Annotated in this window: 22 protein-coding genes; 10 read left to right on the forward strand and 12 right to left on the reverse strand. The window is 53.1% G+C overall.

The window, feature by feature from the left end:
• From V9K95_RS17650 to apnL, 9 genes are all read left to right on the forward strand, one after another.
• Positions 1–435, forward strand: a 435-nt coding sequence (locus V9K95_RS17650; RefSeq protein WP_336441802.1) for a triose-phosphate isomerase, incomplete at its 5' end; no start/stop codon positions are given.
• A 26-nt stretch (positions 436–461) separates the two neighbouring features.
• On the forward strand, positions 462–899 hold the full coding sequence (derI, locus tag V9K95_RS17655; RefSeq protein ID WP_336441801.1) for a D-erythrulose-4-phosphate isomerase: 438 nt from the start codon (positions 462–464) through the stop codon (positions 897–899).
• An 80-nt stretch (positions 900–979) separates the two neighbouring features.
• Positions 980–1807: a phosphogluconate dehydrogenase C-terminal domain-containing protein gene (locus tag V9K95_RS17660; RefSeq protein ID WP_307276802.1), complete on the forward strand. Its 828-nt coding sequence runs from the start codon at positions 980–982 to the stop codon at positions 1805–1807.
• Positions 1808–1887: 80 nt separating this feature from the next.
• Positions 1888–2826, forward strand: a complete 939-nt coding sequence (locus V9K95_RS17665) for a D-ribose ABC transporter substrate-binding protein (protein WP_115055601.1) — start codon at positions 1888–1890, stop codon at positions 2824–2826.
• Between the two features lie 73 nt (positions 2827–2899).
• The gene (locus tag V9K95_RS17670; RefSeq protein WP_336441800.1) at positions 2900–3544 is read left to right on the forward strand and encodes a DUF2291 family protein; all 645 of its coding nucleotides are present in this window, start codon (positions 2900–2902) and stop codon (positions 3542–3544) included.
• A gap of 1 nt (position 3545) precedes the next feature.
• Positions 3546–5105, forward strand: a complete 1560-nt coding sequence (locus V9K95_RS17675; protein ID WP_336441799.1) for a sugar ABC transporter ATP-binding protein — start codon at positions 3546–3548, stop codon at positions 5103–5105.
• Entirely contained in the window at positions 5105–6169 is a 1065-nt protein-coding gene (locus V9K95_RS17680; protein WP_336441798.1) for an ABC transporter permease, read from the forward strand. The genes V9K95_RS17675 and V9K95_RS17680 overlap by 1 nt, the downstream gene beginning before the upstream one ends.
• Before the next feature lie 4 nt (positions 6170–6173).
• The gene (locus V9K95_RS17685; RefSeq protein ID WP_336441797.1) at positions 6174–7208 is read left to right on the forward strand and encodes a Gfo/Idh/MocA family protein; all 1035 of its coding nucleotides are present in this window, start codon (positions 6174–6176) and stop codon (positions 7206–7208) included.
• A complete protein-coding gene (gene apnL, locus V9K95_RS17690) occupies positions 7205–9094 on the forward strand; it encodes a D-apionate lactonase (RefSeq protein ID WP_336441796.1) in 1890 nt (629 codons plus the stop codon). Before V9K95_RS17685 ends, apnL begins: the two co-directional genes overlap by 4 nt.
• 197 nt (positions 9095–9291) lie before the next feature.
• Here apnL and V9K95_RS17695 read toward each other — a convergent pair whose 3' ends face one another.
• Positions 9292–11187: a TPR end-of-group domain-containing protein gene (locus tag V9K95_RS17695; protein WP_336441795.1), complete on the reverse strand. Its 1896-nt coding sequence runs from the start codon at positions 11185–11187 to the stop codon at positions 9292–9294.
• A gap of 404 nt (positions 11188–11591) precedes the next feature.
• On the opposite strand from V9K95_RS17695, the gene V9K95_RS17700 reads away from it, so the two are divergent.
• Positions 11592–11888: a hypothetical protein gene (locus V9K95_RS17700; RefSeq protein ID WP_336441794.1), complete on the forward strand. Its 297-nt coding sequence runs from the start codon at positions 11592–11594 to the stop codon at positions 11886–11888.
• Between the two features lie 217 nt (positions 11889–12105).
• Here the strand turns inward: V9K95_RS17700 and V9K95_RS17705 are convergent, their stop codons facing one another.
• The 11 genes from V9K95_RS17705 to V9K95_RS17755 form a co-directional block, all read right to left on the reverse strand.
• Entirely contained in the window at positions 12106–13575 is a 1470-nt protein-coding gene (locus V9K95_RS17705) for an HAL/PAL/TAL family ammonia-lyase (RefSeq protein WP_336441793.1), read from the reverse strand.
• Positions 13572–14573 carry an ornithine cyclodeaminase family protein gene (locus V9K95_RS17710; protein WP_336441820.1) on the reverse strand — a complete coding sequence of 334 codons (1002 nt, stop codon included), beginning with the start codon at positions 14571–14573 and terminating at the stop codon, positions 13572–13574. The genes V9K95_RS17705 and V9K95_RS17710 overlap by 4 nt, the downstream gene beginning before the upstream one ends.
• Before the next feature lie 14 nt (positions 14574–14587).
• Entirely contained in the window at positions 14588–15913 is a 1326-nt protein-coding gene (locus tag V9K95_RS17715) for an LLM class flavin-dependent oxidoreductase (RefSeq protein ID WP_336441792.1), read from the reverse strand.
• Positions 15910–16983 carry an LLM class flavin-dependent oxidoreductase gene (locus tag V9K95_RS17720; RefSeq protein ID WP_336441791.1) on the reverse strand — a complete coding sequence of 358 codons (1074 nt, stop codon included), beginning with the start codon at positions 16981–16983 and terminating at the stop codon, positions 15910–15912. The genes V9K95_RS17715 and V9K95_RS17720 overlap by 4 nt, the downstream gene beginning before the upstream one ends.
• A gap of 19 nt (positions 16984–17002) precedes the next feature.
• Positions 17003–17935, reverse strand: a complete 933-nt coding sequence (locus tag V9K95_RS17725) for an ABC transporter ATP-binding protein (protein WP_115055621.1) — start codon at positions 17933–17935, stop codon at positions 17003–17005.
• Positions 17932–18573, reverse strand: a complete 642-nt coding sequence (locus tag V9K95_RS17730; RefSeq protein WP_336441790.1) for an ABC transporter permease — start codon at positions 18571–18573, stop codon at positions 17932–17934. The genes V9K95_RS17725 and V9K95_RS17730 overlap by 4 nt, the downstream gene beginning before the upstream one ends.
• 4 nt (positions 18574–18577) lie before the next feature.
• The gene (locus V9K95_RS17735) at positions 18578–19195 is read right to left on the reverse strand and encodes an ABC transporter permease subunit (protein WP_115055778.1); all 618 of its coding nucleotides are present in this window, start codon (positions 19193–19195) and stop codon (positions 18578–18580) included.
• A 106-nt stretch (positions 19196–19301) separates the two neighbouring features.
• The gene (locus tag V9K95_RS17740) at positions 19302–20183 is read right to left on the reverse strand and encodes a glycine betaine ABC transporter substrate-binding protein (RefSeq protein ID WP_336441789.1); all 882 of its coding nucleotides are present in this window, start codon (positions 20181–20183) and stop codon (positions 19302–19304) included.
• Positions 20184–20390: 207 nt separating this feature from the next.
• A complete protein-coding gene (locus V9K95_RS17745) occupies positions 20391–21257 on the reverse strand; it encodes a carbohydrate ABC transporter permease (protein WP_336441788.1) in 867 nt (288 codons plus the stop codon).
• Between the two features lie 3 nt (positions 21258–21260).
• Positions 21261–22136, reverse strand: coding sequence for a carbohydrate ABC transporter permease (locus V9K95_RS17750; RefSeq protein WP_336441787.1), 876 nt, complete (start codon positions 22134–22136; stop codon positions 21261–21263).
• Positions 22133–23236, reverse strand: a complete 1104-nt coding sequence (locus tag V9K95_RS17755) for an ABC transporter ATP-binding protein (RefSeq protein ID WP_336441786.1) — start codon at positions 23234–23236, stop codon at positions 22133–22135. The genes V9K95_RS17750 and V9K95_RS17755 overlap by 4 nt, the downstream gene beginning before the upstream one ends.
• Positions 23237–23309 lie beyond the last annotated feature (73 nt).

The raw sequence follows: 23309 nt of genomic DNA on the forward strand, positions 1-23309 counted from the left end.
ACCCCGTTGATCTGCATTGGTGAAAGTCTGGCACAACGCGAGGCCGGAGAGGCCGACGCCGTGCTTGCTGCGCAAGTACAAGCTGCCCTCGCTTTGCTTGAAGGTGAGGCAAGAAAGCAGCCGGTCCTTCTGGCCTACGAACCCATATGGGCAATCGGCGTCAACGGCATTCCGGCCACATCCGACTATGCAGATGAACGCCATGGGAAGATCGCGGCTGTGGCCAGGTCGGTGCTCGGCACTGCCGTACCTGTCCTTTATGGCGGCAGCGTCAATCCTGAAAACTGCGCCGAACTGATTGCCTGCCCGAATATTGATGGCCTTTTCATTGGTCGCTCTGCTTGGGCCGCAGAGGGCTATCTTGATATTTTACAGCGGGTCGCAAAAGCAATTCCAGAAAAAGTGGGAACCGGTTTTCCGTCCGGAATTGCGTAAAGAACAGATCTAGAAAGGAAAAACTCATGAAAATAGCCATTGGAGCCGATAGTGCGGGTAAGCCTTTGCTCGATATCATTGCTGCGCATCTTGCGACAAAGCCGGAACATGTCGTTGCAGACCTCAGCCAGTCCGGCTTTTATGCGGATCTTTCGCAAAAATTGGCACAGACAATTGTCGATGGAACCAATGAGCGCGGCATTCTCATCTGCGGTACAGGCATTGGCGTCAGTATTTCAGCAAACAAGGTGCCGGGCATTCGCGCCGCGCTGACCCATGATACCTATTCCGCCGAGCGCGCTGCCAAATCCAACAATGCGCAGATCATCACCATGGGCGCCCGTGTTATCGGCCCGGAACTTGCCAAGGCTATCGTCGATAAATGGCTGGAATCCGAGTTCGATCCACAAGGCGCATCAGCAGGAAATGTCGAAGCAATCGATAAGTTGGATCGCGCGAAATAAGCGTCGAATATGATGGAGCGATCATTGACTCATCATACCAGTTAATGTACCAAAAACATATATTCATGAGGTGAGGAAACATGACTGCAATCGCTCTACTCGGTGCCGGCGGGAAAATGGGCTACCGCTTGGCCAAAAATCTGATGGGCTCACGCTTTGAGGTGCGCCATGTAGAAGTAAGCGATGCCGGCAAGTCTCGCCTTGAAGAAGAGCTTGGCCTGTCATGTGTAGATATTAACACGGCACTTGCGGGTGTTGATGTTGTCATCCTTGCGGTTCCAGATACAGTCATTGGCAAGGTCGCCGCCAGTATTGTTGATAGGCTGGTTGCGGGAACCATGGTCATTGCGCTCGACGCAGCAGCGCCCTTTGCGGGACACCTACCCGTTCGACCCGACCTGACGTATTTCGTCACCCACCCGTGCCATCCACCGATTTTCAACGACGAAACCGATATGCAGGCGAAGAAGGATCACTTTGGAGGTCTCTATGCCAAGCAGCATATCGTCTCCGCGCTGATGCAGGGTCCCGAAACGGCATATACTCTGGGTGAGGAAATTGCCAAAGTGATCTGGGCGCCGGTCATGCGGTCTCATCGTGTCACCGTTGAACAGCTCGCCATTCTCGAGCCGGGCTTATCGGAAACGGTAGCGGCTTCTCTGCTCATGGTCATGAAGCAGGCGATGGATGAATGCGTGACGCGAGGGGTGCCAGAACAGGCCGCACGCGACTTTCTGCTCGGCCACATGAACGTCCTCGGCGCGGTGATCTTCGGTGAAGTTCAGGGGGTGTTCTCTGACGCGTGTAACAAAGCCATCGAATTTGGTATTCCAGCGCTTATGCGCGACGATTGGAGAAAGGTGTTTGAGCCTTCCGAAATCGCTGAAAGCATCCGGCGCATCACCTGACCGGCATGGGGCCTTAAATCCCACAATCACTATCGGCTTCGCCGGGAACGGAGCCGTTCATTTTATCTGGGAGGAACGACATGAAATTCACACGCAGACTATTGCTTGCCACAGCTGCGATACTGGCAATTGGCACAGCAATGCCGGCCTATGCGGCAGACCTTATCGCAATTATCACACCGTCACACGACAACCCTTTCTTTAAGGCGGAAGCAGTGGGTGCCGAGGCAAAAGCCAAGTCACTTGGTTACGAGACCTTGATCCTTGTTCACGATGATGACGCGAACAAACAATCGCAGCTTATCGATACTGCCATTGGTCGTGGCGCCAAGGCGATCATTCTCGATAATGCCGGCTCAGAGGCGTCCATTGCTGCCGTCAAGAAGGCCAAGGACGCGGGAATACCATCATTTCTGATCGACCGTGAGATCAATGCCACCGGTATTGCCGTTTCCCAGATCGTTTCCAACAATTATCAGGGTGCGCAACTTGGAGCTGAGGAGTTCGTCAAGTTGATGGGCGAAAAAGGCAACTATGTCGAGTTGCTTGGCCGTGAAGCTGATCTGAATGCGGGAATTCGTTCGAAAGGTTACCATGACGTCATCGACGAATATCCCGAAATGAAGATGGTTGCACAACAGTCGGCAAATTGGAGCCAAACGGAAGGCTACTCCAAGATGGAGACCATCCTGCAAGCCAATCCTGACATTAAAGGGGTGATTTCCGGCAACGATACCATGGCAATGGGAGCGATTGCAGCACTGCAAGCGGCTGGACGAAAGGACGTTATCGTTGTCGGGTTCGACGGGTCCAATGATGTTCGCGATTCCATTAAATCCGGCGGTATAAAAGCGACGGTCCTGCAGCCTGCCTTTGCTCAGGCACAGATGGCTGTTGAACAGGCCGATGTCTTCATCAAGACGGGCAAGGGACCTGCGGAAGAAAAGCAGCTGATGGATTGTGTGCTGATCAATGCCGACAATGCCGCAGCGCTTGAAACCTTCGCCCTGAAAGATTGATACTCCAGAGAATAAGTGCGGTGTGGATGATTTCCGCACCGCACGATTATTCCTTTGGAAGGGAGCAGTATTCATGCCGAACCCTCGCAAAGCTGCCGCGGCCTGCCTCGCCATTGCGCTGATTTTGACCGGCTGCAAAATTATCAAGACGCCGACGGCTGAAGAGGCCACGGCGGCGGCAAACGGCGGGTTTAACCCGGATCAACAGGTTGCCGGGATTTGGGACACGAAAGTCATCTCGTTTCTTGAAAAGCGCGCCGGCACATTCCAAGAGGTGTCTGCTCTTTCCGCAACTGATCTGAACGCGGCCGCCGCTGCCTATGGGCACAAGGAAAAGGAGGGAAGCGCACCCTGGACTTTTGCCGCCAAGGTTTCCGGTTTTATCATTAAAGCCGAAACGAAATCCCGCGCTGCCTATCTCGACACTGATGTTAATAGTGACGGCAAGGCGGATGTCCGCATTCAAATCGGTCCGGTCATCAAAGGGACAGCACTGCGTGACAGCCTCGATTTTGTCAATTTCAATGAGTTCAAGAACCAGATCCAATGGGCAGAATTTGGCAAAGCATTTAACACGCACGTTAATAAATTAACGCTTGAAAAGCTGTCACGCAACGGCCTGGAAGGCAAGAAGATCGAAGCACTCGGCGCCTATCCCTTACCGTCAACCGGCCAGCCGGCATTATTTACGCCAGCCACCATCGCGATCGGCGGCTGAGATGACGGTCACCGACAAACTCCACACAATCCTCAAGCTCGACGATGTCACGAAGGTCTATTCGGGTATCGTTGCAGTCAAGCGCGCCAGCCTTGAATTGTATCGCGGCGCGGTCAACGTGCTCGTCGGCGAAAACGGCGCCGGCAAGTCAACGCTGATGCGCATGATTGCAGGCGTCGAGAGGCCAACCCTCGGCCGCATTCTCCTGGACGGTACAGAAGTCGAATTCAATTCGCCAGCCGATGCGCAGAAGCATGGCATCGGAATGGTGTTTCAGGAGCTCAATCTCTTCGGCAATCTTTCCGTGGCCGAGAACATCTTCCTGACCCGGGAGATTACCCGTGGCATGCGTGGCATCGATCACAAGGCGCAGGTGGAAAAAGCCAACCATTTTCTGGATAAACTTGATGCTGGCATCAATGCCGAGACCATGGTGGAAGACTTACCGATCGGCCAGCAGCAGCTCGTTGAAATCGCCAAGGCAATCTCGCTTGATACCCGTATATTGATCCTCGATGAACCAACTTCAGCCTTGTCGGCCGCCGAAGTCGATATTCTCTTCAAGGTGATCGGCGAACTGAAGGCGCAAGGTGTCGCGATTGTTTATATATCGCACCGTCTCGAAGAACTGATGCGCATCGGTGACTATATCACGGTGCTGCGCGATGGCCGGATCACCGGTCAGGCCATCGTCAAGGACATCGACACAAGGTGGATCGTCCGCTCGATGATCGGCTCTGACGCCAAGGATTTCGCCAAGTCTGTTGACCACAAGCTCGGGCCGGAAGCCTTCCGCGCGGAGGATATCTGCTTGCCGCGCAAAACCGGAGGCCTCTCTGTCGATCATCTCTCCGTTTCGGTTCGCGCTGGAGAGGTGCTCGGCATATACGGCCTGATGGGCGCGGGTCGCAGCGAATTTTTTGAGTGCGTCATCGGACAGCATGCGCACTCGACCGGAAAGATTTTTGTGGCAGGCGAAGAGGTCATTGCCCGCGATACGTCCACGCGGATCCGCAAAGGCCTCGCACTGATCCCTGAAGACCGGCAGCGTGAGGGTCTCGTACAGGTGCTTTCCATCGCCTCGAACCTGACCCTCGCCAGCCTTGAGAGATTTGTCAGATTTGGCTTCCACATCGTCGGCGAACGGGAAAAATCTGCCATCAAAGACTCGATCCAGAACCTTTCTATCAAGGCACCCAATCCGGATTTCGATGTTACCTCCATGTCCGGCGGCAATCAGCAAAAAGTCGTCATCGGCAAGGCACTGATGACCAATCCGAAAGTGCTCCTCATGGACGAGCCGAGCCGCGGGATTGACGTGGGTGCAAAGGCAGACGTGTTTCGTACCATGAGACGGTTGGCTGGCGAAGGTCTCGCCATTCTGTTTTCGACCTCCGATCTGGAAGAGGTTATGGCATTGTCCGACCGTATCGCCGTGATGAGCAACGGCAGGATCACGGCTATCCTTGACCGGGCTGACGCGAGCGAAGAACTCATTATCAAGGCCGCGTCTGAAGGACACAAATCCGCCGGGCATAATGTTATTGGGGAAATTGCGTGATGGCTACGGCAACTGCGAGTGAAAAAACATCCGGAGCATACAGCGGCTCCATTCTGCTGACACTGATGAAACTGCGAACGTTCATCGCACTTTTTGCCGTCATTGTCTTCTTTTCGATCTTCGCACCCAACTTTTTGTCGGCGGCAAATATCATTCTGATGTCAAAGCATGTCGCGCTTAATGCATTTCTCGCTATGGGCATGACGTTCGTTATCATCACCGGCGGCATTGACCTTTCCGTGGGCTCGATTGTTGGCCTTTGCGGCATGGTGGCAGGCGGCCTCATCTTGCATGGCATCGATCTGCAGTTCGGCTATACGATATATTTCAACATCGTTGAAGTTTGCCTGATCACGCTCGCCGTTGGCGTCGCCATCGGCGCAATCAACGGACTTTTGATAACTAGGCTTAATGTTGCTCCCTTTATCGCCACGCTTGGCACCCTCTACGTTGCCCGCGGATTTGCCCTGCTTTCTTCCGACGGACAGACCTTTCCGAACCTCGTGGGGAAAGCCGAACTGTCAACCACGGGATTCGGTTTCCTCGGGTCCGGCCGTGTTTTTGGTCTGCCGGTTTCCATCTGGATGCTCATTGTTGTGGCACTTGCCGCGGCCTATCTGGCAAGATACACGCCCATCGGTCGCCAAATATTTGCCGTTGGCGGCAATGAGCGTGCTGCCCGCATGTCCGGCATCCGTGTCAATCGCGTCAAAATGTTCGTCTATATGTTCTCCGGCTTTTGCGCAGCGATCGTTGGCATCGTTATTTCCTCCGAGTTGATGGCCTCGCACCCGGCGACCGGTAATTCCTTCGAACTCAACGCAATCGCTGCAGCCGTATTGGGCGGCACCTCCATGTCCGGGGGGCGCGGCACAATCGGCGGTACCATTATCGGTGCCTTTGTCATCGGTATTTTATCCGACGGCCTGGTGATGATGGGCGTCTCTTCCTTCTGGCAAATGGTCATCAAAGGTATCGTCATCATCGTCGCAGTGGTGATAGATCAGGCACAACGCCGCTTGCAGCAACAGGTCGCCCTGATGCAGTTAGCCAAGAAAGGTTGAGTCAATGTCGAATCTGCGTGGAGCTCTCATCGGTTGCGGTTTTTTTGCCGTCAACCAGATGCATGCGTGGAGAGATGTTGCGGGCGCGACGATCACAGCCATATGCGATCGCGATCCGGAGCGCTTGAAAAGCGTCGGCGATCAGTTTGGGATCGAGCGCCGTTATAGCGATGCCTCAGATTTATTCAAGGATGGCGGTTTCGACTTCGTCGATATTGCGACGACGGTAGCAAGTCATCGTACGCTGGTTGAAATGGCGGCCAAACACACGATTCCAGTCATTTGCCAGAAACCTTTCGCGCCGACACTGGCTGATGCCAAAGCCATGGTTTCCATCTGTCAGGACGCTCACATACCGCTCATGATCCATGAGAATTTTCGCTGGCAAACGCCAATCCAAGCCGTGCGCAAGATTTTGGACACGGGGACAATCGGTGAGCCTTTCTGGGGCAGATTCTCGTTTCGCTCCGGTTATGACGTGTTTTCCGGTCAGCCTTATCTGGCTGAGGGAAGGCGCTTTATCATTGAGGATCTCGGCATCCATACGCTTGACATCGCCCGCTATATCCTTGGCGACGTGAGACGCCTGTCTGCGCGCACAAAGCGCGTCAATGGAGCCATCCAGGGAGAGGATGTAGCAACCATACTACTCGATCACGAAAATGGCGTGACCTCCGTCGTCGATGTGAGCTACGCCACCAAGCTCCCAACAGATCCATTCCCCGAAACTCTGATTGAACTTGATGCGACAGAGGGTTCGTTACGCCTGTCTCAAGGCTACCGGCTTCAGATCAATGGTCCGCTTGGAAGCGAGGTTCTCGATGTGTCGCCGAGGCTCCTGTCCTGGGCATCACACCCCTGGCACAATATCCAGGAAAGTGTGCTTGCGATCCAGCAGCATTGGACAGATCATCTTCTGGTCGGCACGGAGCCCTCCACCTCCGGTGCGGATAATCTGAAGACATTTGCATTGGTGGAGGCTGCCTATCAAAGCGCCGAATGCGGTCAGACAATCGACATAAGAGCGCTATTGAAATGACCGCTGATCTGGATCATTTCAGGCTTTTTGGCACTCATCAGCGCCAAGCTCGGCCGATCCTTCTGACAGCGGGGAGAATATCGGCGGAATTCACCGATGGCGGCTTGAGGACGGTTTCCTATGACGGCGTAGAGGTATTGCGTTCTGTTGCCTATCTGGTCCGGGACCGAGATTGGGGTACATATGTTCCCCGCATCGAGGATCTTCGTATCAACGAGAACGATGATGGATTTCTGATCGCTTTTTTGGCCCGGTACAAAGGCAATGCAGAAACAGAATTGGAGGTCTCAGTCGCAATTTCCGCGACCATTTCTGGCGTTCTTACATTCGAAACCGAAGCGCTCTCGCAAACGGGATTTGAAACCAACCGCTGTGGATTTTGCGTTCTTCATCCGATCATCGGCCTTGCAGGCACCACTGTCACTGTCGAACACGTCGACGGCGTGATAGAACAGACGCAGTTACCATTTTTGATTGAACCCTGGCAGCCTTTCAAGAATATGCGAGCGATAACGCATAATGTTAAGACCGGGGTCAAGGCTGAATGTCGCATGGAAGGCGACACGTTCGAGATGGAAGACCAGCGAAATTGGTCAGACGCCTCCTACAAGACCTATGTCCGTCCGCTGGCTCTGCCTTGGCCTTACGAGATTCCCGTAGCAAAACCGGTCAAGCAGCGGATCGCGCTGACCATAACTGATACGCGCATTGCGCCCAAGTCGGCGCCGTTTTCTTCCCGGCCCAATCCGGCAGTCGTCGTAACCCATGGCGTCAAGTCCGGGACAATACCGCACATTGGCCTTGTCGTAACTCCGGAAGAAGCCAAGGCAACGCTCGCTGCACGCCAGCATCTTGCCGATGTTGCTCCACAGGAATTGCTGTTCCATTTTGATCCATTGGCCGGGCACGGAAAAGAAGCTTTTGAGGATTTTTCCGCAATCGCCGAAATCCATCGCGGCAGTTCCACCCTGGAAATTGTGCTTCCATGCCAACAAACGGCGGCAACGGAACTTACCCTAATCGCAGCACAAATGAGTGCTTCCGGTTTCCATCCCCGGGCCATTGTCGTATCCCCTGCCGTTGACAGACAATCAACACCGCCCGGCAGTATCTGGCCGCAATGCCCACCCCTTGAGGAAGTCTATGACGCTGCGCGCGCTGCCTTTCCGCACGCGCGGCTTGGAGGCGGCATGCTCAGCTATTTCACGGAACTTAACCGCAAGCGTGTACCGGCCCGTGCGCTCGATTTCATAACTCATTGTACAAATCCCATTGTGCATGCGAGCGATGATCTGAGCGTCATGCAAACCCTGGAAGCCTTGCCCTTCATTACCCGGTCAACACGCGCGATTTACGGCGATAAAGCCTATCGCATCGGACCATCGACCATAGCAATGCGCCAAAATCCGTATGGCAGCCGCACGATGGAAAACCCCGCGGGCGCACGCATTACAATGGCAAAAACCGACCCGCGACATAACAGCGTATTCGCTGAAGCGTTTGCAATGGCCTACGCGATTCAGGTTCTCGACGCCGAGCTTGAATGCCTCACTCTTTCAGCATTGACCGGTTCCTTCGGGCTTATCGCCGGACAGGGAGAGCCGGTTATCGAGGGTGGTAAAAGACCACTGTACAACACAATCAAATGGCTGGCCGGCGTTGCGCAAAGCAAATGGCAGGAATGCATCTCGTCAGATCCTACCCACGTCGTCGCTTTTATCGTAGAAGGTGCAAAGGGATCATATCTGCGGCTTGTGAATGTGACTTCGGAAACGAAAAACGTCGACGTAGAAGCCTTCAATATTAAAGCGGATGACGCGCAACCAATGGTCGCTCTCGGGCCGCTGGCGACCATATCGCTGAATTTGAAAGACAATCCTCTCTAACCCTCGGCAATGAGTACGCATTCCCATGTCTGCGCACGAAACTTAGGTCACAGGTAGTTCCGTTCGGTCGAATCTACCCTGGCGACCGAGGAGCGTATTTGGCGACCTGAATGTCGTTAGCGGAACAAACGCCCTTGATAACGTCTGGACGAAAGGTATTCAGTCGAATCTGCGTCCAGGTCCGTTTGTTCCATCCGTCAGTCACCATTTGCCCTGGCCTTGATAACCTCGTCGTGTTTTTCTTCGATAAGCCTGAACATGTCCGTAAACCGGCTATCGTATCTTATGGCGTTTAAATCGGAATCGTTCTTGAACCACATTGTTTGGTAGTAGGAGCTTCTAGGCAAAACACACTGCAGAAGCTGGATGGCTTGCTCAGCGTCGCCGATCAACGCGTATACGCACGCAACGTTGTATTGTGCTACAACATCATCGGGATCAATCGCCAACGCCCGGTCGGCCCATTCACGGGCACGTTGATCATCGCCAAGATGGGCCCAGGCAAGAGCTCCTCGGTGGGCTGGTCCGGAATTCTCCGGGTTTTGTTTCAATGCCTGTTCGGCCCGCCATAACCCCACGCGAGCCCAACTTTCGATCTCTGTTGAGTTGCCAAGCGATGCGTAAGCGCTCATCAAGTGAACGGGCGACAGATAATCATCAGGTTTGAGCTCGGCTGCCCGTTTAAAGAACTGTACTGCTGCCTCGAAATTTCCTCGCATGTAATGGAAGCGACCATAGTGAAAGTTTGCCTCGTGCAGACCCTGATCAATCGCCAGCGCGTGATGAAAAGAGGCAGCTGCTTCCTCATCTCGACCAGCCTGATGCAGCGCCAATCCACGGGAAGCATATGCTTCGGCCAAATTTGGGTTCAGCTCAAGGGCCTTGGCCGCCATTGCCGAAATTCGTTCCAACGGAAAATCTTCCGGCTGCCAGTCCCGCAATGCTGCCTCGCAATCTGCAATACCAGCATAGGCACGGGCGTAATCGGGGTCCAGTTCCACTGCCTTGCAGAACATGCGCCGTGCCAGGTGAAGATAGGATTTCGTCCAGGCATGAGAGAATTGCCGCCCACGCAGATAATAAGTGTACGCTTTTACATTCCCTGTTGGCTCGGTCTCGATCGCCTTGCGCTCGTCCGGCAACAGTTTGATTTTCAATTGACTGACGATTGCGTAGGTTATTTCATCCTGTATCGCAAAAATATCTGTGAGCTCCCGATCATATCGTTCCGCCCAGACATGACCGCCATACATGGCATCAATAAGCTGCCCTGTTATGCGGACGCGTCCTTCAACTTTGCGAACACTGCCTTCCAAAACATAGCGCACACCAAGTTCCTGTGCGACCTGTTTGACTTTTATGGATTTGCCTTTGTAGGTGAACACGGTATTGCGCGCCACGACATGAAGGCTCGAAACCTTTGACAGATCGGTAATTATGTCTTCGGTAATCCCGTCGGAAAAATACTCCTGTTCTGGATCGCAGCTCATATTAGTGAATGGCAAGACGGCTATGAATTTCTGAGAATGATCAGGCACGTCAAGCGTTGCGGGTAAATCGGAACCTCTTGTGCTCGCCTCGCCAAAACCAACCGTGTAGACTCTGATGTTTTGCTTGATATTTTTAAGGGATTGCTCACCCCGGTCCATGAAACCCAAATTAAGCCGGGAGCCAATCTGATCGCGAACGGATGCGGCCACGGCAATGCCGCCCGGTTGCGCAATGCTTTCAAGACGCGCGGCGATATTGACGCCGTCGCCAAATATATCGCCATCCTCAACAATTATATCGCCGATATTAATCCCAATGCGCAGTTCAATCCGGCTGTTCTCGTCTACATCGCGGTTGCGTTCCGCCATGCCCCTTTGGATATCAGCTGCACACGCAACAGCGTTGACCACACTGGAAAATTCCACCAGCATTCCGTCACCGGTCAGCTTGAAGATCCTGCCGGAATGGTCGCTGATCAACGGATCGATAAGTTCGCGGCGATGACGCTTGAAACTGTCGAGCGTTCCCGCCTCGTCAACGCCCATCAAACGGCTGTAGCCGACAACGTCAGCGGCGAATATAGCGCTCAGTCGACGTTCCAAATGGCCTCCAGATATCAATTGGCATGTGCAAACGTTTACCATAGCCGCTTGCTTGTGTGATGTCGCGTCCATCATTCGATTGAACAGCACCAGGAGAAGCCACGGCTCCCGCCACCAAGCGGACTTTTTTACGACGGCGATGGTTGCCCATTTGCCCGGAACCGAATTCAAGTGCTGGTTAGATCGTGCAGGGCCCAGCAAGGCAAAGCTGTAACGATCAGCTGAACTGCATCATTCGCGCCTTGGCATTCATTCTGACATCCGCAGTCGATATCGCGAGCAACCCTTCATACCTTTCCTGTTTCGGCTTAAACGAATTGCGTGGAGATCATTGACCTTGCCTCCACACAGTGAGTTAACCGGTAGATAATTGCCTACGATTCTTGCGTCAAAGAAGGTACATCATGCGCGTACTTCTCATTTTCAGCTCTCTCATCGCTGGAACCATTGCCGGAATATACCTATTCGGAATGATTTGGCGAACAACAGCTCCGGAAGGAACAACGGCAATGGTTGTTGGCGCTGGCATGCCGGTTGTCGTCGGAGCTCTGACTTTTCTTGGTACAAAGGCGGCAGATGGCAGGCGGCCAAGCCTGCGCAATCTGCAGACATGGCTCGTTCTTTTGGGAATAGCTGCCTCCGCTGTTGGCCTTTTCGTGCTGTTGATCGTAGCTGCCTTCCTGGTGGTTCAGCGCGGTTAGAAGCCAGGCAGAAACGCCCCACTCCGAAAGAAACAGCTCCGCATATTACCTTTGTGTTGCAGCAAGCTGTGCCTGAGCGAGCTAATATCTAGTGAGCTCCTGCCGCAACCGAATGCGGACCGGAGATTCAAAGCCCCGTACTCGTTCCGCCGTTTGTGAAGGCTTCGGCCAATGTCGGGGCCGATCGAGTGGAAGGCTGCCAGAGTTGGTGTCAAGTTCAGCTATGGATTAAGGAAGAGACGAGTCGGGAGAGATCATCGCTGAGTGCTCGGTCTTCGACAAGCTGGGCTGACGAGTTGCGCACGAAACGATGTATCTGCAAGGTTTTCTCGCCGCAAATCTGTTCGGGTTTGAGGTCAACGGCTTGTGCGGCGGCGAGGAATTCACAAGCTACAATCTGCCGCCAGAGATCAATCATGTCGGCGCATTTTGAAACGGCCAGTACCGATTGGGTAGCGTGATCCTCCACACCCTCCGAAACCGGCAGGAAATCGAGCATGACCGGGTTGGCTTTATGGCGAATGGCGGCCAATAATGCGACGACAGTTTTTTGCAGCGGCACGAAACCGGCTGAAGCTCCGCCCACAGCGCTGAGATATTTTGGAAGTCCGTTGCGCGATGAGCCAGTCAATTGAATAAACCGTGCAGCGCTGGCAGCGGCGACTTGTGCTATTGCAAGGCCCAAAGTCTCGAAAGCCAGTGCCAATGCGGGTGTGTGAAAATTGCCGGTTGAAAGCACCCGCTCTTCATCGATGACCACGAGCGGATTATCTGCCGCTGCATTCAGTTCGATTTCAACTGAGTGCTTTGCTCCTTCCAGCGCCGTCGACAATGCTCCATGGATTGAAGGAATGCAGCGCAGGCTTAAGGGATCCTGTATGGCAGGGCTGGTCGTATGTAATGCCGAACCATCAAGCAAGGCCGTCAGTTGTTCTGCTTCTTCGATTTGGCCGCAGGCAGCCCGTGCACGTTGCAACGCCGGTGCGAGAATAAGTGGATTGCCACCCAAGCCTTCAAAACTCAAGGCAGCTGCCTGACGCTGAAAATCAAAAAGCGCCAATGCATCAAAGACAACAAGTGCGCCCTGCCCGACCGATACGGCTGAAGCATTAAGGAGCGAAAGCCCATCTTTTGGACCAAGCTGCGACGGGAGGAGACCGGCCAATTCAAGTGCAGACGCAGATGGGTAAACCTGCCCTTGATACTCTGCGTTTCCCTCACCTATCATGCCCTGGGCAAGTGCTGATAACAGCACCAGATCCCCTGCGCCAATCGATCCAATTGAGGGCATTACGGGGTGAACCTGTTTATTCAGCAGAGCGAGCAGATCTGTAAATACGGCAGGCGAAATACCTGAGCCTCCCGCAACCAGCATGGAAAGCCGTGTGGCCATAACCGCCCGCGTTAGTTCGCGGGACAAGGGCGTGCCCGCTCCCATACCGCGACCACGCACCAATTGCTGCTGAAATCCGGTTATATCGCTGCTGACGGGTGTTCTGAGATTAGCGCCGAGACCGGTGTTCAATCCATAAATCTGCTGCCCGGATGCGGCTGCCATATCGAGTATATCGCGCGCTTTTTCCAGCCGTTCATATACCTCCGATGCAATTTCCACGAACGCATCGTTGCGGGCTATAGCTGCAATATCTGTAATGTTGACGGGGCCGTTACCAAAGACGATATTCATGCAAACCGCAATCGCTGGCCAATATTGGCTGTCTTGGCCTTTTCCAACATGGCATGGCCGAGTGCGATATCGCTAAGTGACAAGCCTCGGTGCCAGAACAGAATCGTTTCTCCATCGTCATCCCGGCCGGATTTATGCCCGGCAACGATCTGTCCAAGTTCAGCGTGCAGAGTTTTTTCAGAAAGTTTTCCAGCTTCAACATGAGCCCGCAGCGAGCCGAATTTGCCGGCTTTGCACTGACCCCAATCATCAACGACCAGCTTATCCATTATATCTGTCAACGACAGTTCGACGGCACTCATCGTGCCATAGGGCACTACAAACGCTCCTGGCTTGACCCATTCGGTTTTCAGCATCGGCTCGGGAGATGGCAGACGCGAAGCTTCGACAATGATATCGGCGCCCTCAACACAGCTGCGCCAGTCATCGGTCACCACGATTTTCTTCCCGAGATCGTTCGACAACTTTTCCGCAAAAGTTTCCCGGCTTTCCGGGCGGCGCGAATGGACCCTGATCTCATCAAAATCATAGAGATGATTGAGCAGACGCACATTCCAGTAGGCCGTGCCGCGTGCGCCAATGTGCCCGAGAATTTTCGAGTTCTTTCGCGCCAGATGCTTGGCACCCAGTGCCGTAATTGCACCTGTTCGCATGTCGGTAATTGCCGTGGCATCGATAATGGCAAGCGGAACGCCGGTGCGAGGATCGAACAGATTAAGCACACCGAATTCCGAAGGATAGTTCCGCTTATAATTATCAACAAAGTCGCCAACGATCTTGACGCCGGCTAAATTCAAAGGTGCAACATACCCCCGTAACACATTGAAGTGACCATTAAAACTCGCATCCGGCTCGAGATGGACGCGCGATTCGATAACAGTCTGATTGTTGCCTTGAGCAGTGAGAGATTTCTCGATGGCGCCCAGAATTTCAGCATCGGTAAGTGCCAGTGAGTCGATATCAAACGCGTTCAGATAATCGATGTAGACTGGTTTCATGTTTGTTTTTTTGGTCACACTGCACGCTCCGGAATACTGAGCCCGAGATTCTCACGTAGTGTCTTTCCTTCATATTCTGTACGAAAGAGACCACGTCGGCGAAGCTCGGGTAAAACCAAATCAATAAAATCCTTCAGCGCACCAGGGAAGTATGCGCCCATGATATTAAAGCCATCGGCAGCCTTGGCACGAAAGCGCTCCTCCAACCTATCAGCGATCTGCATGGGCGTCCCAATCAACTGCCAATGACCGCGTGCGCCCGCGAATTTGCGGGCTGATTGCCGGATATTGAGGTTCTCCCGCCTTGCCTGATCGACAATCAACTGCTGACGACTCTGTATTCCGTCGGTCGCAGGCATTTCTGGCAAAGGTCCGTCGAGTGGGTATTGCGACAAATCTTTAATGCTCAGATAGCTGGCCAGCAGTGCGACGCCGACCTCATCTGGAATGAGGTCCTGCAGGGCCTCATATTTCGCCCTCGCCTCGCTCTCCGAATTCGCGACTATTGGAGAAACACCGGGAAGGATTTTGAGGTCGTCGGGCTTTCGACCGAACGCCGGCATCCGGGATTTAAGATCAGCGTAATAGGCCTGCGCTTCTTCGATCGTTTGCGCGGCAGTGAATACCACATCTGCTGTGCGCGCTGCCAGATTCTTACCCGCCTCCGATGCGCCAGCCTGTACCATAACCGGGCGTCCCTGCGGTGAGCGCTGGCTGTCCAAAATACCAGTTAGGGTGAAATGTTTGCCGTGATGGTCCACCGGATGAAGTTTAGCTGGATCGGCATAAACTCCGTCGCTGATGGTGTGTGCATCACTATCCACACCGTCCCACAACGCTGCTGCAGCACCGGCAAATTCTTCTGCCCTTTCATAGCGCTGCGCATGGGGCCTCAATCCGCTGGAAACAAAGTTTTCAGCTTCAAGTTCACTGGCAGACGTGACTAGGTTCCAGCCTGAGCGCCCGCCACTCAATTGATCTAGCGAAGCGAAGGCGCGTGCCAGACCGTAAGGCTCATTGTAGGTTGTCGATGCGGTGGCAACCAGCCCGATATGGGATGTATTGACCGCCAATGCAGCCAAAAGCGACAGCGGTTCGAACATTGTCGAGCGTGCCGCCTGACTTGCGAGATTAGGATCTCGCTCACGTATTGCCGCTGCATCCTCTACGAATACCATGTCAAATTTTGCAGCCTCTGCCATGCGCGCCAATTCGATGAAGTGGTCGATATTGACTCCCGCATTGGCGATTGCATCCGGATGCCGCCAGGCTGCGATGTGATGCCCTCCCGCCATCAGAAAGGCACCAAGTTTCATCTGCCCTGAATTCGTACCAGTCATGATGCTTGCTCCGTCATAGCAGTTGCCGGATGGGCAGGTCTTGGCAAACTCAGATGCTCGCGCAAAGTTTGTCCAGCATATTCTGAACGAAAAATGCGGCGTTTCTGGAGTTCGGGCACGACACTTTCAATGAATGGATCGCGGCCATTGGGCAGAAAGGGGGAAAGGCTGATGAAGCCATCGACCAGTTCGCTCCACTTTTCCAATTGGTCAGCAATTGCCTGTGCAGTTCCGACCAATTCGATGCCGGAAGTTTGTTCGTTGACCTCGATCAAACCACAGAGCTCCTGCCGAAGCTTGTTTGCCTCATTCTCGGTCTCGCCAATATAGGGGACGATATTGACAAGGATTTTGATGTCGCTTCGTTTGCGTCCGGTTCGATCAAGGGCTTCGTGAAAGTTGGTGAGCGTCGATTTCAACTCTTCCGGACTACTTACATCCAGGAAAATCACTTCTGCCTTTTGCGCGGCAAGCTCTAGTGTCTGCGACCGTAACAGCGTAGCGACTACCGGTTTTGCCTGCGGTGATCGATTGACGTTGAGCGGGCCGCGAACCGTGAAATTTTCACCGACGTGGTTCAACACATGCATTTTCTGGGGCAGGAAAAACCGCCCCTTGTTCTTATCATAGACAAAAGCGTCGTCTTCCCAACTGTCCCACAATCTGCTTACGACGTCGATGTACTCGGCAGCTTTTGCCGAAGCTGATGCTGCGATATAATTCCACCCGGTGCGACCGTGACTGATCGTATCAAGTGAAGCAAATCGTCGCGCCAGATTATATGGCTCATGCTGATCCATAGCTGCACTGGCTATCAACCCGATTTTGCCTGCCATGGTCGCCAAAGCCGCAATCAGTGTCGTGGGTTCAAACGGAACGGTTTGGGCTGACAGGTTTTTAACTGGCCTATGGCCAAAATTGTCTGCAAAAAGAACAAAATCCAGTTTTGCATCCTGCGCCCGCTTCACCTGTTCCGAAATTCGATCGAACCGAAGCGCATTTACCGATCCATTTTTTTGCCATGCAGCAAGATGATGGCCGAACGGCGTAATGGAGGTTCCAAGATGCATCTTCGCGCTCCCTGCGCCGTCAAACTGAAAAGATGGCGTCGCGGCTAAGTTTACCCGTCACGGTGCCATGTTCGTCTATCACTGCAAGAACGTCGCTATTGGCGGCAACCATCAGTGCCAGCGCATCGCGTAGATTACTTGTTTGCCTGACGCTCCTTGCATTGTTTGACGGTGCGTCGCCATTCATGGCATCTGCGACAGTAAACAGGCTAAGCCGCTTGATCGCTCTGTCTATACCGACGAAATTTTCGACAAAAGCGTCTGCTGGATGTGACAGCACAGCGTCTGGCGTATCATATTGAACGATCTTGCCATCTTTCATGATGGCGATGCGATCGCCTAGCCGGATCGCTTCGTCAAGATCATGCGTCACAAGTACGACCGTCTTTTTCACCCGCTGCAATATCTGGCGAAACTCGGCTTGCAGCCTTGTGCGAGCAATCGGGTCAATCGCCCCGAAAGGTTCGTCCATCAGCAGGACGGGAGGATCGGCAGCTAGAGCGCGCGCCACACCGATACGCTGACGTTGTCCGCCGGAAAGTTGGCGTGGATAGCGCTTTAGCATTTCGTTAGGATCGAGACCGACCAGATGAAGCAGTTCTTCTGTGCGGCTTTTGATCCTAGCGTCTTCCCAGCCAAGCAATTTGGGCACCGCCGCAATATTTTGCGCTATGGTCATGTGCGGAAACAGGCCGACCTGCTGAATCACATATCCAATATGCCTGCGCAGTTGTACGGGATCAACCTTGGTCACATCCTCGCCGTTGACGATGATCTTGCCTTCGGTCGGATCAATGAGGCGATTGATCATCCGCATTGTCGTCGTCTTGCCGCAACCTGATGGTCCGATAAGCGCAGTGGTTGTGCCCTCGGGCACAGCAATTGATAGATCGTCAACCGAGGCAGGCCCGCCATCGGTGTAGCGTTTGGTGACGTGTTCCATGTTAATCATGCGGCCGATCTTTCTGAAAAGAAAACTTTCTCGGCAAGGCCAAGGATGAACTCGGTGCCAAGTGCCAAAAGTGCGATTGGAATCGCTCCGACGAGCAGCCGCGACATATCCATCATGCTGATACCAACAGCGATAAAATCGCCAAGGCCGCCTCCGCCAATGAATGGCGCGAGTGTTGCTCCTGCCAGCACCTGAACGGCAGCAGTACGTGCTCCAGCAAACATGGCTGGCGCCGCAAGCGGAATACGGATTTTCCGCAGAACCTGCCCGCGGCTCATGCCCATCCCGATTGCAGCTTCGATCGCATCCGGATCGACATCCCGTAATCCGATAAAGGCATTGAGCAGAATTGGCGGAAGGGCAAGTACCGTCAGTGCGACAATGGAAGGCAAAAGCCCGATACCCAGCAAAGGCATCATGATCGCAAGAATGGCAAGGCTCGGCACCGTGCGCAGAGCGTTGACGATATTGATTACGCTGAAGGCGAGATTACTGCGGTTGATAATCAGGATCGCCAACGGAAGCCCAATAGCGAGCGCAATTGCAAGAGAAACACCCGACATAACGAGGTGGCGACCCAGCGCCCGATAAAACTCAGGCTGATGTTCGATTATCCAGGTAAAGGCAGTGCTTAACATGCTGTCACCGCCCTCTTGCCATCAGTTTTTCGGCCTGGCTGAGGACAACATCGAAAAACGTAGCCATCAGAGCGGTCAGTATGCCACCAACGAGAATTTTCTCGGTGTATTCCTGATCTATTCCCGTGAGAATAATAGTGCCGAGACCTCCGCCATCAATGAATGCGGCAACAGTCGCGATTCCTATCACTGTTACAAGCGCAATACGAATGCCGGAAATTATAAGCGGCATTGCAAGGGGCAACTCGATCTGAACCAACCGCTGCCACGCGCTGTATCCCATACCATCTGCGGCATCCAGTACGTCGGCGGGAACACCACGTAAGCCCGTCACGACATTGCGCAACAGGATGAGCAAACAATAAGATGATAGACCGACCAGTGCCGGTTTTGTGCCAAGCCCCAACCACGGTATGAGCAAGGCAAACAGGGCAAGGCTCGGAATGACAAAGATAATACCGGTAATCGTCAGCACGACCGCATAAAGTTTTTGCCGGCGCGCGCAGATGACGCCGAGTACCAGCGCGATTATCAGTCCGATGAGAACCGCAGAAACGGACAGGAACAGATGCTGCCAGGTTGCGGTCAGTATTTCAGGAATGTTTTTAGGAGCCCAATTCAAAGGTGTTTCCTGTATTGCCGGTTCTGCAATGAACCAGCGGAGATGCAATCATCTCCGCTGGTTCCTATCGCATGGTCGCTGCAGCTTTTGGTTCCTTTTAGGCCAATCAGATACCTTTTTCCTTCAGGAATTCGGCTGCTACTTCCTTCGGTTCCTTTTTGTCACGCTCTACCGCTGCGTTCAGTGCGCGCATGTTTTCATTGTTAAGGAGCGGGCTGATCTTGTTCAGCACTTCAGCAATCTTTGGATTCTTGGCCAAAGTATCCTTCCGAACGACCGGCACCAGATAGTAGGGAGGGAAAAGATGTTTGTCGTCATCGAGCACGACAAGCTTGCTGTCGGCGATCTGCCAGTCGGTGCTGAATCCATAGGAAACATCGATATCACCGCTCGTAAGTGCGCTGTAGCGGATACCGAGCTTGGCGAAGATGCGGAAGTCCTTGAACTGAATGCCGTAAGTTTGCTTCAGGCCTGGCAATCCATCCTTGCGCTCGCCGAAACCACCCTCTGCGCCGAATGACAAATCTTTGGACGCCGGACCGAGATCAGTCAGCGTCTTGAGCTTGTATTTCTCGGCAGTTTCAGGAAGCGTGATAATCGCATAGCCATTGTTGATCTGCGTGGGATCGAGAAGCGTCAGCTGCAGGTTTTTCTCGTAGTAGTCTTTGACTTCCTTGTAGATTTTATCGGCGGTCCCCGACAAATCCCCTTTAACAACTGAAGCCAGAGCCGTGCCGGTATATTCCGGATATAGATCGATTTCACCGCTGGTCAGCGCTGAATGAGCAATCAACGTAGCGCCAAGGTTCAACCTGCGCTCCACCGTGAGCCCCGCCTTTTCCAAAGCCTGCGCGTAGATTTCGGCAACGACGAATTGTTCCGTGAAATTTTTGCTGCCAATCTTAACCGTTTGGGCAAAACCAGAAGTCGCTCCAGCGAGCGTTATAAGAGCGCCCAGACCAAGCGCAGCGATGCTTTTCAAGATCATGATTTTTCCCAAGAGCTTCGTAAGATCTCGACGTATCTTACTGGTTTAACTGATTATTTTTCATGCTATCAATCTTATCGACTAGTTTCGTAGAATGGTTTCCCATTTTCGCCCCTATAAGTAGAAATTATTTACTAGTGGATTGCAACCGTCGTTCAGACCATTGCTGTCATGTTGCGGCAACAGGATCGACCTGCCGATCTCGCGTTAACCCTTCACTGCGCCGGCGGTCAGACCCGATACAATTTTGCGTTGGAAAATCAGAACCAGAATGAGAAGCGGAAGCGTAACCGTTACAGAAGCCGCCATTATCTGACCGAACGGATATTCGTAACGGCTGCTACCGGTAAGCAGACCCATAGCGACAGGGACCGTGCGGTTCTCATCGGTGAGAATGAACGTCAAGGCAAACAGAAACTCATTCCACGAAAGAATAAAGGCAAGCAAGCCTGTGCTGGCAATGGCCGGCCCCATAAGTGGTAGGAGGACATGGGTGAGTATCCTCAGACGGGAGCATCCGTCAATTAGCGCAGCCTCCTCGAGTTCTTGCGGCAGATCTCGAATGAAACTTGTCAGAACCCACGTCGTAAATGGCAACACCAACAAGAGATAGGAGAAGACAAGTGCCGTCGGTCGATTGTAAAGACCGAGCCATCCGATAACCTCGAACATTCCGGACAAGACAACAACCTGCGGGAAAACTGAAATCATCAGCACGCAGATCAGAATGATACGGGAAAACCGAAAACTCATCCGCCCCAATGCATATGCCGCCAGGATACTGATGGCTAGAGAGATCACGCTGCTGGTAAAGGCGACAAAAGCTGAGTTGACGATTGCACCAATAAAGATCGGGTTGTGATAAAGGGTGATGTAGTTACTGAAATCCAGCGAGGGCAGCAAACTGAAAGAATAAAGATCTTCGCGCGATTTTGTAGAGGAAATAATAGCCCAATAATAAGGGAATAACATGTAAACGAGCACCAGCGCCACACCCGCATAAAGCCCGGCACGTTTGGCAATGCGTAATTTTCGATAGGTGCTGTTGGAATAATGTCTTAAACCTTCCGTCATCGGTCAACCCGTATTCCGGTCGAGTCTGAGAATGCTCACCATAGCGATCGCAATCAGCCCTATTATAAGAAACACCCAAGTTGAAGCGGCGGAACCTACACCCAGGTCCTGAAAGCTGATCAGTTGATCCCGCGCATAGATTGACATTGTCATCGCCTTCTCATTGTTGGCGGCAAGGACATAACTCAGATCAAACATCCGCAGCGCATCGAGTGTCCGGAAAAGAACGGCTACTCCAATGGCGGGTGTCGCCAACGGCAAGGTGATCGACCACAGACGCTTCCATGCAGGCACTCCGGAAACCTCAGCCGCCTCGTAGATTTCTTCCGGTATCAACTGTAAACCAGCAAGAATAAGCAGAACCATGAAGGGCGTCGTGACCCATACGTCGATGAAGATAACCGTGCCGAGGATAAGGGACGGATCAGCTGTCCATGCGACGCCCTTTTCAAGGAAGCCTAGCCAGATTAAACCCTTGTTGATAAGGCCAAATTGATCATTGAACATCCACTCCCAAATCTTCGCGGATACGACCATCGGCATGGCCCATGGAACCAACATAGCGGCCCGCACCAGCCCGCGCCCGACGAAGGCGCGATGCAACAGTAAGGCGATCGCAAAACCAAGCAGGGTCTCCAACGCCACCGAGATAGACGTGAAAACAAGCGTATTGCGTACAGCACCCCAGAAAATGGAGTCCTCCCAAACGGTAATAAAGTTCTGAAAGCCGACAAAGCTATAATCTGCAGGATTATCGAGAAAGGCATCGGTGAAAGAGAAATACATGTTCCGTGCCAGCGGCCATGCGGCAACAGCTGTAAGTGCCAACAGAAGTGGCAGGAGAAAAAACCAGGCTGTGGTTGTTTCCCTGTTTTTCATTGGCTTATTCCAACTGCTGGCTTCAGAACTAGGCCAACGTCGAGACACCGGTCTTTATCATCGAAAAGATAGATATCCTCGGGGTTCCATCTCAAGCCAACCTTCGACCCTGAAGCATATACCGGAATTGCCCCTCCGGAGCGTACGGTCCAGATCGTGTTATCGCTCAAGCGGATATATGCGATCTGCTCATAACCAAGGTCTTCGACACGTTCAAAGACACCCTTTATGCAAAGGCCTGCGTCTGCGGAGATTATTTCCAATGATTCGGGGCGAAGTCCTAGTGTCACTGGTTTTTTTGCATCTAACGGGTCCAGTTTCAGCTCGAAGCCGTCAGGGCCGGTGATCACGCCCTGTGTTTCACTTTTGACAGACGCAAAGTTCATGCGAGGGCTACCAAGGAAACCTGCAACGAACTTGTTTGCCGGATGATCATAGAGCTGACGGGGCGTTCCTACCTGTTCAATGCGCCCATGATTGAGGATGACGATCCGATCGGCGAGCGTCATGGCCTCAGTCTGATCATGTGTAACATAAATCATCGTGGCACTGACTTCGGCATGCAACTTGGCGATTTCGAAACGCATCTCCATTCGCAAGTCAGCATCAAGATTGGAAAGGGGCTCATCAAAGAGGAATAGTTTCGGCTGACTGACCAGAGCCCGTCCTATCGCAACGCGCTGGCGCTGCCCGCCTGAAAGCTGCTTTGGCTTACGGTCGAGCAGATGGTCGATTTTCAACATATCGGCGACCTTGGCCAACCGCCGACCAATCTCGACCTTGGTCATTCGCGCTGTTTCCAGGGCGAAACTGATGTTACGGGCCACATTCATGTGAGGATAGAGGGCATAGGACTGAAAAACGAACGCAACGCCGCGTTTTGACGCCGGTACGTCCGTAACTTCTTCTCCATCGATAGAGACAGTCCCTTGCGAGACAGGAACCAACCCGGCAATGACACGCAGCAAAGTTGATTTGCCGCAGCCTGATGGCCCCACGAAGACCACGAATTCTCCATCTTCAATGTCGAGGTCGATCGACCGGAGCACATCAAAAGCTCCAAAGCTCTTGCTGACTTCTTTCAGTGTGACGGAGGCCATTACGTTGCCCTTGCCTTAACCTGTGACTTGCAATGCGTGAGCTTTGGTGAAGGAGAAGCCGCCTGCGGGCGTT

Source organism: Phyllobacterium sp. CCNWLW183, assembly GCF_037203775.1.
Taxonomy (GTDB): domain Bacteria; phylum Pseudomonadota; class Alphaproteobacteria; order Rhizobiales; family Rhizobiaceae; genus Phyllobacterium; species Phyllobacterium ifriqiyense.

Coding starts and splice junctions, on each gene's coding strand:
- derI (WP_336441801.1), top strand. CDS start 462: ATGAAAATAGCCATTGGAGCCGATAGTGCGGGTAAGCCTTTGCTCGAT.
- V9K95_RS17660 (WP_307276802.1), top strand. CDS start 980: ATGACTGCAATCGCTCTACTCGGTGCCGGCGGGAAAATGGGCTACCGC.
- V9K95_RS17665 (WP_115055601.1), top strand. CDS start 1,888: ATGAAATTCACACGCAGACTATTGCTTGCCACAGCTGCGATACTGGCA.
- V9K95_RS17670 (WP_336441800.1), top strand. CDS start 2,900: ATGCCGAACCCTCGCAAAGCTGCCGCGGCCTGCCTCGCCATTGCGCTG.
- V9K95_RS17675 (WP_336441799.1), top strand. CDS start 3,546: ATGACGGTCACCGACAAACTCCACACAATCCTCAAGCTCGACGATGTC.
- V9K95_RS17680 (WP_336441798.1), top strand. CDS start 5,105: ATGGCTACGGCAACTGCGAGTGAAAAAACATCCGGAGCATACAGCGGC.
- V9K95_RS17685 (WP_336441797.1), top strand. CDS start 6,174: ATGTCGAATCTGCGTGGAGCTCTCATCGGTTGCGGTTTTTTTGCCGTC.
- apnL (WP_336441796.1), top strand. CDS start 7,205: ATGACCGCTGATCTGGATCATTTCAGGCTTTTTGGCACTCATCAGCGC.
- V9K95_RS17700 (WP_336441794.1), top strand. CDS start 11,592: ATGCGCGTACTTCTCATTTTCAGCTCTCTCATCGCTGGAACCATTGCC.
- V9K95_RS17705 (WP_336441793.1), bottom strand. CDS start 13,575: ATGAATATCGTCTTTGGTAACGGCCCCGTCAACATTACAGATATTGCA.
- V9K95_RS17710 (WP_336441820.1), bottom strand. CDS start 14,573: ATGAAACCAGTCTACATCGATTATCTGAACGCGTTTGATATCGACTCA.
- V9K95_RS17715 (WP_336441792.1), bottom strand. CDS start 15,913: ATGACTGGTACGAATTCAGGGCAGATGAAACTTGGTGCCTTTCTGATG.
- V9K95_RS17720 (WP_336441791.1), bottom strand. CDS start 16,983: ATGCATCTTGGAACCTCCATTACGCCGTTCGGCCATCATCTTGCTGCA.
- V9K95_RS17725 (WP_115055621.1), bottom strand. CDS start 17,935: ATGATTAACATGGAACACGTCACCAAACGCTACACCGATGGCGGGCCT.
- V9K95_RS17730 (WP_336441790.1), bottom strand. CDS start 18,573: ATGTTAAGCACTGCCTTTACCTGGATAATCGAACATCAGCCTGAGTTT.
- V9K95_RS17740 (WP_336441789.1), bottom strand. CDS start 20,183: ATGATCTTGAAAAGCATCGCTGCGCTTGGTCTGGGCGCTCTTATAACG.
- V9K95_RS17745 (WP_336441788.1), bottom strand. CDS start 21,257: ATGACGGAAGGTTTAAGACATTATTCCAACAGCACCTATCGAAAATTA.
- V9K95_RS17750 (WP_336441787.1), bottom strand. CDS start 22,136: ATGAAAAACAGGGAAACAACCACAGCCTGGTTTTTTCTCCTGCCACTT.
- V9K95_RS17755 (WP_336441786.1), bottom strand. CDS start 23,236: ATGGCCTCCGTCACACTGAAAGAAGTCAGCAAGAGCTTTGGAGCTTTT.